Origin of the sequence: Pseudoalteromonas sp. Z9A6 (assembly GCF_011378805.1) — a bacterium.
GTDB classification, from domain to species: Bacteria; Pseudomonadota; Gammaproteobacteria; order Enterobacterales; family Alteromonadaceae; genus Pseudoalteromonas; species Pseudoalteromonas distincta.
Genome location: NZ_WTKZ01000038.1, coordinates 26,032 through 40,498, shown reverse-complemented (window position 1 = coordinate 40,498; position 14,467 = coordinate 26,032). Strand labels below are relative to the sequence as shown.

The following is a 14,467-nucleotide window of genomic DNA, read 5'->3' as shown; positions in this document are numbered from 1 at the left end:
TTTAGATAATCAGAACATCGATGCTAGGTGTGGTTCGCTAGACGCTTACCTAAGGCGAGCCCCGCAGAAGGACGCCCCGACACAAAGATAGTGTAGCATTTGCTATGTGACTCTCTACCGCTGTGGGCAGTACGACATTACTAGGATTTAATTAAGAGAAACCCGTTACAGCAATGTGACGTTTTTTTTGCTTTTTAAAATTAAGAAAAACATCCCCCTTTAAATTCAACAACAAAACTAGTTGCGTCTATTCGCGCGTGCTAAAATCCAATTTTTATGAATGATGATATAGAGGTCTAGTTTGCCTACAGCTGATTACCAAAAGGTGCTTGATGAAATAGCACATGAAGTACGCCCTTTATTATCACAAGGAAAAGTAGCTGATTATATACCGGCCCTTGCAGAGGTCGATCCTGAGCAATTTTCTATCGCTATTTATACAACTGATGGTAAAACTGTATGTGCGGGGGATTGCTCTCAACGTTTTACCATTCAGTCTGTTTCAAAAGTTATGACACTTACTATGGCACTGCAACGTTATGGTGATGAACTTTGGCATCGAGTTGGAAAGGAGCCTTCAGGTACTGCCTTTAATTCGCTTACACAGCTTGAGTTTGAAAAAGGGATCCCTCGTAACCCTTTCATAAATGCAGGCGCAATTGTAACGTGTGATGCGTTATACAGCCGCTTATCTGCACCAATGCATTCTATGCTCGAGACCTTTAGGTTGTTAGCTGGTAATAGAGGGATAGTGATTGATAAAAAAGTCGCTAATTCTGAGTATGAATTTAGACACCGTAATGCTGCTATGGCACATTTAATGAAGTCGTTTGGTAATTTTGAAAATGAAGTCGATGATGTTTTATGGTCTTACTTTAACTTTTGTTCTATTGAGCTCAACTGTATTGAATTAGCCAAAGCTTATAATTTTTTAGCAAATAAAGGTGTTGATAATCGATCGGGCGATCGTGTTTTAAGTAGCCGTCAAAATAAGCAGCTTAATTCGCTATTATTTACCAGTGGCTTATATGATGCTGCGGGGGATTTTGGTTACAGAGTAGGTATGCCAGGTAAATCGGGAGTGTCAGGGACTATTTTAGCTGTGTTACCAAATAAGTTTACTGTAGCTGTTTATTCTCCGGGGCTTAATTCGTTTGGTAACTCCGTTGCAGGAATAGCAGCATTAGAACTGCTATCTAAAAAGCTCGATATTTCTATTTTTTAGGAAATCGATAGGGAGCAATAATTGCTCCCACCGTTATTTATTGTTCCCAATAAACTTGTTCTAAACAATCTTCACGTTCAGGTAAACCACGAGATAAACGCGGAGAGTGCTGAACTAATACTTCATAGCTCGCTCGGTTAGCATATTTACTAATTTGCGATAGTGACGAGTAAGTAATAGCTTGTTGCTGATGTTTAGCTGAGTTTGCCACATTAAGCTTATGGTAAACATTCGCTGACAAATCATGTAGTACAGCCGCAAGTGCGCAGTCACCTGCACCATTGGTGTTTTTTATTGAATCAGGTCCACCCATAAATGGGGCCGTATGACTATATGCTCTGATAGGTTCATCACACTCATCTTTACGCATAGCTCGTGAGAATTCGTAACGGTTAAAATCAGGTATGGCGCCTGGTAGTAACGGGTATTCGGTTTCACGCTTTAAGCTTTCGTCTACGTAGCCGGCCATAAATAAGCCTTTTTCGCCAGCGGTACAAATAACTAAGTCTACCCAATCAAGTGCTTTATCAGCAGCTAGAAGAGGATCTTCAAAACCTGTAATAGCTAAACCTTCTTCTTCGTTCATAGCAAGAATATCAACATGCTTTTCAACAAAGTTTGCCCACCAAGTAGGGTCTTGTTCAATTAAGAACTTAGTACCGAGTGTAAGCACAACTGGCACACCTGCGTCATTAGCGTATTTTACCGCTTGCATAGTGGCTTCAGTCATTGTTTCGCTACCTTGAGTACGCATAAGATAGGCACTAATCACTAACGCTGATGAATTCTCAATAAGGTCTTTATCGATAGATTCAGGACGTAAGTGATTCATTAGGCCTGCACTTATTGCAAAAGTACGCTCACCGGTTTCATCAATTAATGTAAAACAACGGCCTACAGGCCCATCAACTGGTTGAAGGTAGTTTAAGTCTACACGGCTTGAGGTATTACATAAAAAACGGTAAGCGTAGCTACCTATTTTTATATTTTCGCTCATTACGCCTAATAAAACTGAGCGATCATCTGCAAGTACAGAGTAGTTGTGCATAGTGTTACCAATGGTTCCACCGGCAAACTCAAAATCAACCATATTGTTTAATTTTAAACGATCGTATAAGGCGTTTGTTGTATCGCTATCAATAACTTGCGACATCCCTCTACGTAGTTGAAATTCGTCAAGGAAAGCTTGATCAACTTTTGCCTCTATATCAACAACGATCTGATCGATACCCGTAATATAACTACGTTGTAATCGCTCTGTTGCGTTAAGTTGATTGGTAAGTGGATCTTTGGCTTCCACTGGAAAATAATGTTTATGCCTGCGGCGTCCAGGAAATTTCATTTGCTACCCGTGTTGTGAGCTAAATAAAAAAAGCGTGAGATTATAGCGTAAATCAGCACGAGTGAGCCATTACAAACGGGTAAATATTGTTTTATTTTTGGAATAAAGTAATGAATGGCGCACTTTAGAGTGCTAACTAGGTATAATTACAGCATAAAAGGTTATTTAAGTAGAAATAATGAACGAACCATTTGATGATTCCTACTGGATGGAACAAGCGCTTTTGTATGCAAAGCAAGCAGAGCTGCTTGATGAAATTCCGGTTGGAGCAATTGTAGTCAAAGATAACCAGCTAGTTTCAGTCGGGTATAACCGCTCAATAACGGATAATGACCCATCTGCCCATGCCGAAATGATTGCAGTGCGAGAAGCTGGAAAAGTCCTTAACAATTACCGCTTAATTGATTGCACCCTATACGTAACGTTAGAGCCTTGTTCTATGTGTGCGGGATTGTTAGTGCATAGCAGAATAAAGCGTTTAGTATTTGGAGCAGTCGATGCTAAAACAGGGTCTGCGGGTTCAATTATGAATTTATTACAAGAGCCTAAGTTAAATCATCAAGTTGAGGTGTGTGGTGGTGTTTTGGCACAGCAGTGCGGTGATACTATTTCGAATTTTTTTAAACGTAGAAGAGCGCAAATTAAAGCAGCTAAGAAAGCTGCTCGTGATGAACAAATAAATAAGCCTAACTAAAGCTAACTAGCGATTGGCTCTATTTCTGATTCAGCCATTTGCTGCATAGCAAACATTCGGCGACGCCAGATGATTTTTTTGTGTAGTTTTCGCAACATAACACGACGACGTGTGGCCGTTGAATAAATGACATTGCGTTTTAATCTTTGTGTGCGTCTACGTTTTAGCATGTTTTCTCCTAATGCAAGAGTGAGAAAGGCACGGGTATATCTTATAAAATAATGATATACAATTAACACACATTAGTGATCATTTGATGACAAGTAAACAGATATTTAATTTACTTAAATTTTGCTTACTGGCTTGCTCAAAAAACTGATACCTATACAAATCTTAGTTATTGTTTTCACTCGGTTGTTCGGGCTCAATTATAGGCTGTTGTTTTTCTGTTTGCGCTTCATCTTTGTTACTTTTTTCGTCACTTTCTTCATTTAGCTTTAGCTCGGTATCAGTGCTCTGCTCTGTGATTGGTTCTGGTTCAGGTTCTACAGCAATAGCATTATTCTCATCTAGCCAAACAAGTGCATCGTAATAGCGACGAATATTATCAACATATTTAACCGCTACATCGCCACGCGCATAACCATAGCGAGTTTTACGGTAATAGCGCTTTTTAATTAACAGCGGTAAGCGTTTTTTTACATCAGCCCATTTATCAGGGCTTGCGCCTTGCTGCTCGGTAATTATACGCGCGTCGTTAACGTGCCCCCAACCTACATTGTAAGCCGCTAGTGCAAGCCATGTTCTATCAGGTTGAGGAATTCTATCAGGAATACGCTTAATCAGTTTACTTAAATACTTACCACCACCGCGAATATTTTGCTCTGGCTCTAAGCGGTTGGTAACACCTACTTGTTTTGCTGTACTGCGGGTTAGCATCATAATACCGCGAACGCCTGTTGGCGATTTAGCGCGAGGATTCCACATAGATTCTTGATAGCTAAGTGCCGCTAATAAACGCCAATCAAGGCTACCAGCATATTGTTCAAACCATGGTTGGTATGTTGGTAAGGTTTCTTTGATAGCTTCGATATAAGCAAGGGTATTTACATAGTTAAATTGGCGCACGTGGCCAAAGTATTTTTCTTCAAGTACGTAGAGCTGATTACTCTGTTTTATATCGCCAAAAAATGGCACTAATAAGGAGTATAAAGAATCATCTTTTGATTTATTAAGTATCCATGCAATCGGGTCGTTATGACTAACAGAAAAACCGATACTTAAATTTGGATGATAACGTCGAAACAGCGATAGGGTATGTGTATCAGCGAGTGTGTAATCTATTTCGCCATCAATAACTGCTTGAAGTAGTTCTTCTTCATCAAACTCTTCGCTTTCTATCCAAGTAAGATCTGGATTGTTTTTTTTCATTTTTTGCAGAGTAAGCGAATGACTACTTTTAGCGATAACAGTAAAGTTGCCATCTAAGTCGGCAAACTCTCGAGGGCGAACACGTCCTTGCTTATAAACTAACTTTTGGCTGATTGTTCTGTAAGTTGGTCCATAACGGTATTGCTCTGCACGGGTTTTATTATAGGTAAGTCCTGAGGCAATTAAATCTAAATCGCCGCTTTCCAGGCGTTCAAACATATCGGATAAGTTAAAAAATGGCACTATTTCAAGCTCTACACCTAGATATTCAGCAAATGCTTGAGATAGCTCATATTCAAAGCCTTGTTCACCTTGAACGGCTTGATAATAATTACTAGCACTTGCAAGTGTACCCACACGTATTTTGTTTTGTTCTTTTATTTGGGCGAGTTGAGTTGGCTGCTCTTGCATATCACATGCACATAACAGCATAACTAAAGTAATGATTATTATTAGTTTTTCTTTGAACATTGAGTGCCCCTTAAGCTCGCCAGCCACCGTTATAGCAAAACTAAGCCATCGCGTCACTTTACCTTTTATTTTATTAACCAAAAGAGGCTATAAATAAAGCTAAAAAGTTAATTTTATGAAAAGCGTAATTTTGAGTTAAATCTGAATGCTAATTGGACTATAATGCGTGCCTAAAATATCGTTCAATCCCTAACCCCGGATGAAATTACCTATGTTGATCCTTCGTGGTGCACCAGCACTTTCAGAGTTCAGAGTTAATAAAATTTTAGCGCGTTGCCAACAATCGCAACTTCCAGTCACTAACGTATACGCCGAGTATGCTCACTTTGCCGATTTAACATCGCCGTTGAGTAGCTCTGAGCAAACCAAGCTTGAAAAACTATTAACTTACGGTCCAACTATTGCTGAGCATACCCCAGCTGGCAAACTTGTACTTGTTACACCTCGCCCAGGTACCATTTCACCTTGGGCATCTAAAGCTACCGACATCGCCCACAACTGTGGTTTAAAGCAGGTTCACCGTGTTGAACGCGGTATTGCTTATTATGTTGAAGGTGATTTAAACGCAGAACAACTTGCACAAGTAACTGCGTTATTGCACGACCGCATGACTGAAGCCACACACAATGAACTTGAAGATGCGGCTCAGCTGTTTCGCAGTGATGCCCCACGCCAAATGTCGTCTGTCGATATTTTAGATGGTGGACGCGAAGCACTAGCAACAGCCAATGTTGAGCAAGGCTTTGCGCTTGCTGATGACGAAATAGACTACTTAGTAGAAAATTTTACAAAGTTAGGACGTAACCCTAACGACATCGAATTGTTTATGTTTGCACAAGCGAACTCAGAGCATTGTCGCCATAAAATATTTAATGCTGACTGGACAATCGATGGTAAAGAGCAGCCAAAATCGCTGTTTAAAATGATTAAAAATACGTTTGAGCTAAATCCTGAAAATGTATTGTCGGCGTATAAAGATAACGCGGCAGTAATGAAAGGCTCAAAAGCGGGTCGCTTCTTCCCAAATGCGCAAGGTGAATATGCGTATCATCAAGAAGACATTGAAATACTAATGAAAGTTGAAACTCATAACCACCCAACAGCTATTGCGCCATTCTCAGGTGCTGCTACAGGTTCTGGTGGTGAGATTCGCGATGAAGGCGCAACTGGTCGTGGCTCTAAGCCAAAAGCAGGGTTAGTTGGCTTTACTGTATCAAATTTACGTATTCCAGGTTACGAGCAACCGTGGGAAAGCGATTTTGGTAAGCCGGTTCGTATTGTAAACGCACTTGATATAATGACAGAAGGTCCACTAGGTGGCGCTGCATTTAATAATGAGTTTGGTCGTCCTAACTTATTAGGCTACTTCCGTACTTACGAAGAAAAAGTAACAAGCCATAACGGTGAAGAAGTACGTGGTTACCATAAACCAATTATGCTTGCCGGTGGTTTAGGTAATATTCGCTCTGATCATGTTCAAAAAGGTGATATTCCTGTAGGCGCTAAATTAATTGCGCTAGGCGGGCCTGCAATGAACATTGGTTTAGGCGGTGGTGCTGCATCAAGTATGGCCTCAGGTCAGTCAAACGAAGATTTAGACTTTGCTTCAGTACAGCGCGAAAACCCAGAAATGGAACGTCGTTGCCAAGAAGTTATCGATAAATGTTGGCAGCTAGGCGATGAAAACCCAATCGCGTTTATCCATGATGTAGGTGCCGGCGGTTTATCTAACGCGTTTCCTGAGCTTGTTAATGATGGCGGACGTGGTGGTAAGTTCCAATTACGTAGCATCCCTAACGATGAGCCAGGCATGGCACCACACGAAATTTGGTGTAATGAATCACAAGAGCGTTATGTACTCGCTGTTGGCGTAGAGGACTTTGACCGCTTTGAAGCAATTTGTAAGCGCGAACGTGCCCAGTACGCTGTTATTGGTGAAGCAACAGCTGAACCTCACTTAACAGTGTCAGACAGCCACTTTGAAAATAATCCTGTTGATTTGCCGCTGGACGTATTATTAGGTAAAGCACCTAAAATGCACCGCGATGTAACGTCAAAGCAAGTTGTTGGCAAAGCGCTTGATATCACATCAATAAATGCAGCAGATGCAGCGCAGCGCTTAATGCGTTTACCAACCATTGCAGAAAAAACATTCTTAATAACAATCGGCGATCGCTCAGTTACGGGTTTAGTAGCGCGCGACCAAATGGTTGGTCCTTGGCAAGTACCTGTTGCTAACTGTGCTGTAACTGCGGCAACGTATGACACTTACCACGGTGAAGCTATGTCACTCGGTGAGCGTACTCCGGCTGCATTACTTAATTACGGTGCATCTGCTCGTTTAGCTGTGGCAGAGTCGTTAACTAATATTGCCTGTGCAAATATTGGTAGCCTTGAAAACATTAAGTTATCGGCAAACTGGATGGCAGCAGCGGGTCACCCAGGTGAAGATGCTGGTTTATATGAAGCTGTTAAAGCCGTAGGCGAAGAGCTTTGTCCTGCGCTTGGTTTAACGATTCCTGTAGGTAAAGATTCTATGTCGATGAAAACGACATGGAAAGATGAAGGTGACTCACAAGAGAGGTCAGTAACATCGCCGCTTTCACTGGTTATAACTGCGTTTGGTCGTGTTGACGACGTACGTAAAACAGTAACTCCACAACTGCGCACAGATAAAGGCGATACATCGCTTATATTAGTTGATTTAGGTGCGGGTAAAAACCGCATGGGCGCATCAAGCCTTGCACAAGTTTATAAGCAATTAGGTGATGTAACCCCTGATGTTGATAGCCCTGAGTTATTAAAAGGCTTCTATAACGCAATGCAAGCACTTGTGGCTGATAGTAAGTTACTTGCTTATCATGACCGCTCAGATGGTGGTTTATTTACCACAGTAGCTGAAATGGCGTTTACGGGTCATACCGGTGTAACGGTTGATTTAGCAGCTTTAACAGGTTCAGACATTGAAGCGCTTTATAACGAAGAGCTAGGTGCGGTAATTCAAGTTGCAAATGCTGATTTAGATGCAGTAAATGCGGTGTTTGAACAACATGGTATAGCAGCCATTAGTCACAATATTGGCACGCTTAACAGTGACGATGCGATTATATTTAACCGTGGCGAAAATACGGTACTTAATCATACGCGTACTGAGCTTCGTACTATTTGGGCTGAAACAACGTATCAAATGCAAGCGCGCCGTGATAACCCTGAGTGTGCTAAGCAAGAGTTTGATGCTAAATTTGATGCAAAAGATCCAGGCTTAAACGTAAAACTTAACTTTGATTTAAATGAAGATATAGCAGCGCCATACATTGCAACAGGTGCTAAACCGCAAATGGCTATTTTACGTGAGCAGGGTGTTAACTCTCATTTAGAAATGGCGGCGGCGTTTAATCGCGCAGGTTTTGCAGCCGTTGATGTACACATGAGCGACATTTTAGAAGGTCGTTTAACACTAGAGCAATTTAAAGGTTTAGTGGCCTGTGGTGGTTTCTCATACGGTGACGTACTTGGTGCGGGTGAAGGTTGGGCTAAGTCTATTTTGTTTAACGACATGGCACGCGATCAATTCCAAAACTTTTTCCACCGTGAAGATACTTTCAGCTTAGGTGTATGTAACGGTTGCCAAATGTTATCAACGTTAAAAGAGTTGATCCCTGGTACTGAACATTGGCCGCGCTTTGTAACTAATAAATCAGAGCGTTTTGAAGCACGCTTTAGTTTAGTAGAAATACAAGAGAATCCGTCTGTGTTCTTTAACGGAATGGCTGGCTCGCGTATGCCTATAGCGGTTTCTCATGGTGAAGGTCATGCTGAGTTTGCAAACGATGCAGCCACTAAAGCGGCGCTTGATAGCGGCACTGTAGCGGTTAAATTTGTAGATAACTACGGTAACCCTACAACGCAGTACCCAGCGAATCCTAATGGTTCTCCAGAAGGTATTACCGGTATTACGTCAACTGATGGTCGTGCCACTGTAATGATGCCGCATCCAGAACGTGTATTCAGAAGCGTTGCCAATTCTTGGCACCCAGATGAGTGGCTCGAGGATAGCCCGTGGATGCGTATGTTCCGTAATGCACGTAAAAACGTAGGTTAATTATATTTACGTTTATACAAGTTAGATTCATAATCTTACTGTAAAATAAAAAAGGCTGCATTGTGCAGCCTTTTTTGATTATACCAATCTGCTTATATATGGGGTCTATTTAACGTTAAAAAAATTACGCTAGAACTAGGCAAAAGTTTTTATATCTAGTTGTTCTAAATAAAAAACTTTTAACGACGTTATAGTGCAATTTAATTCGTTAAATTGATCAAAGATTTATGCAGGTTGGTATTAGTATAGCTAAAAGCACAAAGCATTTAAGGATAGTATGTTTAAGCGAGTTGGTTTAATTGTTGGCGTTTTATTACTAAGTACCTTACTGCTTGGTTATGTATTTCGCTTGCCTTTATTACAGTGGGCTATAGCGCCTGAGCTCGAAAAAGCGGGTGTCACATTAAACTGCCTTGATTTTTCAATTACGTCTGAACTAAATATTCATGCTGATAAAGTGTGTGTAAATTATCAAAATCAACAATTACAACTTACTGGTATTACTGCAAATACAAAGCGTGTAGATATTGAAAATGCAGTGCTAACAGTTAATCCACTCCCTAAAAGTGATAATGCTAATCAGCTTGCTAAAAATCTCGATTTAGCACTTCCCTTAAATCGCCCATTAATCAATATTAAACAGCTTGTAGTAAAAAGTGATGAGCTCAATAAGCCACTTAAAATAAGCATATTAGAACCCGAACTAAATAAATTTAATGTCTCAGGTGATATAAACGCAAGTGCAATTTTGACTGCTAATAAAGTAAGGGGTCAGTTTGAAATTAATGACACTTTTTTAAAGCACGTTATAAACACTAAAAATACATTAATAGCAGATTTTAACTTTAATACTCAGCAAGCATTTAGCTTTGATGGTATAGAACTTGAGTTAAATGGCGATATTAGCTCCCAGTTTGCTCACACGTATGAGCAGTGCAAAGTTAACGTATTAACCACTGGTAAATTGGCGACGCGTTTTAATTTAAATAGCCAAGCGTTAATGTTTAATACCGATTTGCTTAATAACAAAATTAATTTAACACCAAGCTGTACTGAGTTAATTCCACCAAGTGAATATGCAGGCTTTATTAGCAAACAAGTGCCTTTAAATTGGCAACTTAAACTCCCTCAATCAATTCGCTTAGAGGCTAGTGAGCTCAGTGTTCCTGCAATTAATTTGGTAAGCGTGGGCGATAAGCAATTTGATATTTTAATAACAGATACAACACTAAATATTACATCTCCATTTGAAGACTTACAGACAACTTTGTCAGCTCAAATAAATACACCTGATATAAATAATATTAGCGTTAATGCTCAGTTATCTGACGCTGCAATTAAAGGCGATTACGTCGTTATGCTTGAAAATTTACCTGAGTTTGCACCTGCAACAGCGAATGGGCTTAGCCTTAGTGGTCACTTTAATATAAGTGAGTTTATAGACTCAAAACCCATTGGGCTTATAAATGCTAAATTAACGCTTAATAGTGTAGATGCGTTTAATATAAGTGCAGTGCAATACCAAGGTGATTTAACAGCAAAAATGGATAAACAGTTAAACGCAGAGGCAGCGTTAACTCAGCAATTAAAAAGCGCAGAATATAAAGAATTTAAAGTCACAGATATAAGTAACACATTAACAGCAAATGCTAATTTAGGCGTAGGTGAGTTATTTGCTGATCTAACAGCAAAAACGAATATAAAGGCTGTTAATAGCCCCGACATAAAACTTAATAATATAAAAGTAGAGTCTACGGGCTTGCAAAGCCGTGCACTAAAAGCCACGCATCACGCATTTATAAACGATGTTGAGTTAGTGATAAATCATCATATGTCGTCGCAAGCTCATCCATTTGAAGTGGTTATTCCTGAACAAAGTGCGCTGTCGTTAAATGCGTTTATTAGTCAATTTGAGCCACTTGCACAGTTAACAGAGGGCGAATTTAATGGCTATATTAGTGGCGATATAAACTTACAAAATGCACTGTTCAATATAGGGATTAGTCATACAAGTGCATTGTATAACGATTACCTTGCGAGCGATTTAAGGAGTACATTTAGCGGGGAATATAATTCAGGTAAGCTTAATGTAAAACCAACTACCTTTAATTTAAATGAGCTTAGGGCGGGTGCCGTAGTTAAAGCGATTGAAGGGCAATGGCAAGTTAATAACAATACCGCGCTTATAAATGATGTAAAAGGAAGTGTGTTTGGTGGCGAGTTTTCGTTAGATAGCTACACAGTAGGGAAGCCAAACCAAGTTGCTAATGTTAAGTTTGATAATATTGATGCAAGCAAACTTGTTACACTCGACGATAAGTCGGGCATTGTATTAACGGGACGCTTGGCGGGGTCTTTACCGGTTCACTTTGATAGTGGAAAAATTGAGATAATTGACGGAAGCTTATTTAGCCAAGGAACAGGTAATTTAAAAATTACCAATAATGCCGCTTTTGATTCAGTAATGCAGCAACAGCAAGAGTTACAACCTGTTTTAGGTCTATTAACTAATTTAGATATTCAAAAACTTAATAGCAGTGTGGCACTAAAAAATGATGGTTGGTTAAAACTAGGGGTTAATTTGCAAGGCTATAATAAAGCAGAGCAGCAGCAGGTTAACTTTAATTATAACCACGAAGAAAACGTATTTACACTTTTACGCGCACTACGTTTAAGTGACGAAATTACACAAAAAGTTGAGCAACAATACTCACAAAAAGGAAACTAATAATGAGACAGTCGTTATTGATAAAAGTACTGCTCGCACTGAGTGCTATTAGTGCACTAAGTGCTTGCACGCATCGTGTTGAGGTGTCTGCTAAAGAGCCCATTACTATTAATTTAAATGTGAAGGTCGATCACGAAATTCGCGTAAAAGTAGATAAAGAACTCGACAATTTATTTAGTGACGACAGTGAGTTATTTTAAGGAGCTAGAACATGAATACGAAGAAAAAATTAAACATTATTACGTTAGTTAGTGCAGTATGTATGTCGTTCTCTGCGTGGGCTATTAGCCTTGATGACGCTAAAAACCAAGGTTTAGTAGGTGAAGATAGCTCTGGTTATTTAGGACTTGTTGTACAAAACGCAGAGGCAAAAGCCGTTGTTGATGACATAAATGCAAAGCGTAAAGCGCAGTACTTAAAGCTCGCTAAAAAGAATAACTTGTCGCTTTCACAAGTAGAAGCACTTGCTGCCGCTAAAACAATTGAAAAAACCCAAAGTGGTCATTACGTTGAAGTAAATGGTAACTGGGTTAAAAAATAATCTTAAGTATTACTTGTTTTGCAAAAGGTTTGCACAAACTTTTGTACAAACCAAGATAAAACCGAGCATTTAAGCGCTCGGTTTTTTACAGCCTTCAAGCAACTGCTGCCAAAAATCAATCCCCTTACGTCTTGCTAAGTTTATATTATGCTCAGGAATAGATTCAGGCTCGTTATAACTATCAAGTGCTTCGCTCATGCTTGCTTCGCGGATTAAATGCAAAGTAGGAAAGGGCGCTCTATTTGTGTAGTTTGCGGCATCGGTTTCATCACTGTCGGCAAATACATAATCTGGGTGAAAATTAGCGATTTGATACTTACCTTCAAAGCCTTGCGCGACTAAAAGTGCATTAGCTAAATCGACCAAGTCTAAAAAGTCTTCAAAGTCACTAAAGCCGTTGTCAAACATGATAAGGGTTGTTTCGCGCTTTGGTTCACGGTCAAGCTCAACACATTGCTCAAGCATATCCATTACAGCATCATCCATGCTCGTTGCAGAGCTTACTATGTAATGAATACAGTTATTTTCTACTTCTTTTCGAGCAAATGGGCAAAAGTTATATTTAACAATAACAGATGACACCCATTCACGGGTTTGGCTTATAGCTATGTTGGTCACGGTTTTGGCTCTAAATATTGATTAATAATGTTAAGTGTTTTTTGTATAGCACCTTGGTTTTTAGTTACGCATTGCGCAGCTTTAATACCTAAGGTTAGGCACGCTTTTGTATTTTGGCTAAACGTTATAAGCTGCTTTGCGAGTTCGTCGTTACTATCAACCACTACAGCACCTTTGAGCTTTGTTAGCTCGGGATAAACATGATCAAAATTGTATGTGTGTGGACCTGTTATTACACCTACCGAAAACGCCGCTGATTCCAGTGGATTATGCCCACCTCTGCGAATTAAGCTGCCACCAATAAAGCTCACATTTGCAGCGCCATATAAACACTGTAATTCACCAAGCGTATCAGCAAGGAGTATTTGCTCATTATTATAGTTATTTTGGCTACGACGGCTAAAGCTAAGTGGGCTTTGCGTTAAAAGCTCTGCCACTTTGTCAAATTGCTCTGGATGGCGCGGGGCAATTATAAGTAATGCGTTCGGTTGCTTTTTTAGTAATTCTTGATGGGCTAAAAGTACCAGCTCATGCTCAACAGGATGTGTTGAGCCTGCTACCCATACAAAGCGTTCATCGTTATTGTCTTCATTGCTGTTATAAAGCTGTTTAAGGTTGAGTACTTCAGCTAATTGCTCTTCACTTGGTGTTATATCAAATTTAATTGAACCTGTTACATAGCTTTTTGAAGCTTCAAGACCAAGTTCAATAAAGCGTTTAGCATCTGCCTTGTTATGACTCGCAAGTACCGTAATTGAGCGCATAATAATATGGGTTAATTTAGCGACCTTTTGATAGCCTTGCTGCGACTTTTCAGAGAGTCTTGCATTGATGACAAGTACTGGTATGTTTTTTTTGTGGCTTATCGCCATTAAATTTGGCCATAGCTCGGTTTCTAAAATACATAATGCTTGTGGCTTTATACGCTTTAAAAATCGAGCCGTTGCAAACGGGAAATCGATTGGTAAATAGCTACACGCTACAGTATTTTTAAACTGGCTAAGTATTTGCTCTCTGCCTGTTGGAGTATTACAGGTTATAAGTATATTTAAATTTGGATGCACTTTTTGCAAAGCTTTAATAAGTGGCGTTGCGGCAAGTACCTCGCCAACAGAAGCACAATGAAAAACTAAAGGTTTAGTTTTAACCGTAAATAAAGACTTACTGACAAACCCAAAGCGCTCTTTAAAGTGTGCACGATAGCCTTGGTTTTTTTTACCTCGTAAAATATAGAGATAAAATACAATCAGTGGGCTAATAATAATTAATGCGAATGAGTAAAAAATGCGTGCCATACTGATCTTTCTTAAAGGGAAGTGGCGTTAGTTTACCGTGAAATAGCTGTTTTCTAAACAGACTCGTTATAAAATATGGT

Annotated in this window: 11 protein-coding genes; 6 read left to right on the top strand and 5 right to left on the bottom strand. The window is 39.7% G+C overall.

Going from position 1 to position 14,467, the window contains the following annotated elements:
• Nucleotides 1-301: 301 nt before the first annotated feature.
• Nucleotides 302-1,225 carry a glutaminase B gene (gene glsB / locus GQR53_RS14100; RefSeq protein WP_002961081.1) on the top strand — a complete coding sequence of 308 codons (924 nt, stop codon included), beginning with the start codon at nucleotides 302-304 and terminating at the stop codon, nucleotides 1,223-1,225.
• A 37-nt stretch (nucleotides 1,226-1,262) separates the two neighbouring features.
• Here the strand turns inward: glsB and GQR53_RS14095 are convergent, their stop codons facing one another.
• Nucleotides 1,263-2,567, bottom strand: a complete 1,305-nt coding sequence (locus GQR53_RS14095) for an inosine/guanosine kinase (protein WP_010554383.1) — start codon at nucleotides 2,565-2,567, stop codon at nucleotides 1,263-1,265.
• A gap of 178 nt (nucleotides 2,568-2,745) precedes the next feature.
• On the opposite strand from GQR53_RS14095, the gene tadA reads away from it, so the two are divergent.
• The gene (gene tadA, locus GQR53_RS14090; RefSeq protein ID WP_033026952.1) at nucleotides 2,746-3,261 is read left to right on the top strand and encodes a tRNA adenosine(34) deaminase TadA; all 516 of its coding nucleotides are present in this window, start codon (nucleotides 2,746-2,748) and stop codon (nucleotides 3,259-3,261) included.
• 2 nt (nucleotides 3,262-3,263) lie between these two features.
• Here tadA and GQR53_RS14085 read toward each other — a convergent pair whose 3' ends face one another.
• Together GQR53_RS14085 and mltF are read right to left on the bottom strand one after the other, a co-directional pair.
• Nucleotides 3,264-3,431 (bottom strand): hypothetical protein, encoded by a 168-nt coding sequence (locus GQR53_RS14085; protein WP_007584688.1) that lies wholly within the window; start codon nucleotides 3,429-3,431, stop codon nucleotides 3,264-3,266.
• A gap of 163 nt (nucleotides 3,432-3,594) precedes the next feature.
• Nucleotides 3,595-5,103, bottom strand: coding sequence for a membrane-bound lytic murein transglycosylase MltF (gene mltF, locus GQR53_RS14080; RefSeq protein ID WP_165744243.1), 1,509 nt, complete (start codon nucleotides 5,101-5,103; stop codon nucleotides 3,595-3,597).
• A 211-nt stretch (nucleotides 5,104-5,314) separates the two neighbouring features.
• Here mltF and purL point away from each other — a divergent pair, with 211 nt between their 5' ends.
• The 4 genes from purL (at nucleotide 5,315) to GQR53_RS14060 (ending at nucleotide 12,474) form a co-directional block, all read left to right on the top strand.
• Nucleotides 5,315-9,205, top strand: coding sequence for a phosphoribosylformylglycinamidine synthase (purL, locus tag GQR53_RS14075; protein WP_165744242.1), 3,891 nt, complete (start codon nucleotides 5,315-5,317; stop codon nucleotides 9,203-9,205).
• 277 nt (nucleotides 9,206-9,482) lie between these two features.
• Nucleotides 9,483-11,933 (top strand): YdbH domain-containing protein, encoded by a 2,451-nt coding sequence (locus tag GQR53_RS14070; RefSeq protein WP_165744241.1) that lies wholly within the window; start codon nucleotides 9,483-9,485, stop codon nucleotides 11,931-11,933.
• Nucleotides 11,934-11,935: 2 nt separating this feature from the next.
• The gene (locus GQR53_RS14065; RefSeq protein ID WP_007378800.1) at nucleotides 11,936-12,133 is read left to right on the top strand and encodes a YnbE family lipoprotein; all 198 of its coding nucleotides are present in this window, start codon (nucleotides 11,936-11,938) and stop codon (nucleotides 12,131-12,133) included.
• Between the two features lie 11 nt (nucleotides 12,134-12,144).
• Nucleotides 12,145-12,474 (top strand): YdbL family protein, encoded by a 330-nt coding sequence (locus tag GQR53_RS14060; RefSeq protein WP_002961068.1) that lies wholly within the window; start codon nucleotides 12,145-12,147, stop codon nucleotides 12,472-12,474.
• A gap of 69 nt (nucleotides 12,475-12,543) precedes the next feature.
• Here GQR53_RS14060 and GQR53_RS14055 read toward each other — a convergent pair whose 3' ends face one another.
• Nucleotides 12,544-13,092 (bottom strand): DUF1415 domain-containing protein, encoded by a 549-nt coding sequence (locus tag GQR53_RS14055; protein ID WP_165744240.1) that lies wholly within the window; start codon nucleotides 13,090-13,092, stop codon nucleotides 12,544-12,546.
• Entirely contained in the window at nucleotides 13,089-14,387 is a 1,299-nt protein-coding gene (waaA, locus tag GQR53_RS14050; RefSeq protein ID WP_165744239.1) for a lipid IV(A) 3-deoxy-D-manno-octulosonic acid transferase, read from the bottom strand. Before waaA ends, GQR53_RS14055 begins: the two co-directional genes overlap by 4 nt.
• Nucleotides 14,388-14,467: the final 80 nt, after the last annotated feature.

Excerpts from the sequence above, each read along its gene's own strand:
- tadA (WP_033026952.1), top strand. The coding sequence starts at position 2,746 with ATGAACGAACCATTTGATGATTCCTACTGGATGGAACAAGCGCTTTTG.
- GQR53_RS14095 (WP_010554383.1), bottom strand. The coding sequence starts at position 2,567 with ATGAAATTTCCTGGACGCCGCAGGCATAAACATTATTTTCCAGTGGAA.
- mltF (WP_165744243.1), bottom strand. The coding sequence starts at position 5,103 with ATGTTCAAAGAAAAACTAATAATAATCATTACTTTAGTTATGCTGTTA.
- GQR53_RS14060 (WP_002961068.1), top strand. The coding sequence starts at position 12,145 with ATGAATACGAAGAAAAAATTAAACATTATTACGTTAGTTAGTGCAGTA.
- purL (WP_165744242.1), top strand. The coding sequence starts at position 5,315 with ATGTTGATCCTTCGTGGTGCACCAGCACTTTCAGAGTTCAGAGTTAAT.
- waaA (WP_165744239.1), bottom strand. The coding sequence starts at position 14,387 with ATGGCACGCATTTTTTACTCATTCGCATTAATTATTATTAGCCCACTG.
- GQR53_RS14070 (WP_165744241.1), top strand. The coding sequence starts at position 9,483 with ATGTTTAAGCGAGTTGGTTTAATTGTTGGCGTTTTATTACTAAGTACC.
- GQR53_RS14085 (WP_007584688.1), bottom strand. The coding sequence starts at position 3,431 with ATGCTAAAACGTAGACGCACACAAAGATTAAAACGCAATGTCATTTAT.
- GQR53_RS14065 (WP_007378800.1), top strand. The coding sequence starts at position 11,936 with ATGAGACAGTCGTTATTGATAAAAGTACTGCTCGCACTGAGTGCTATT.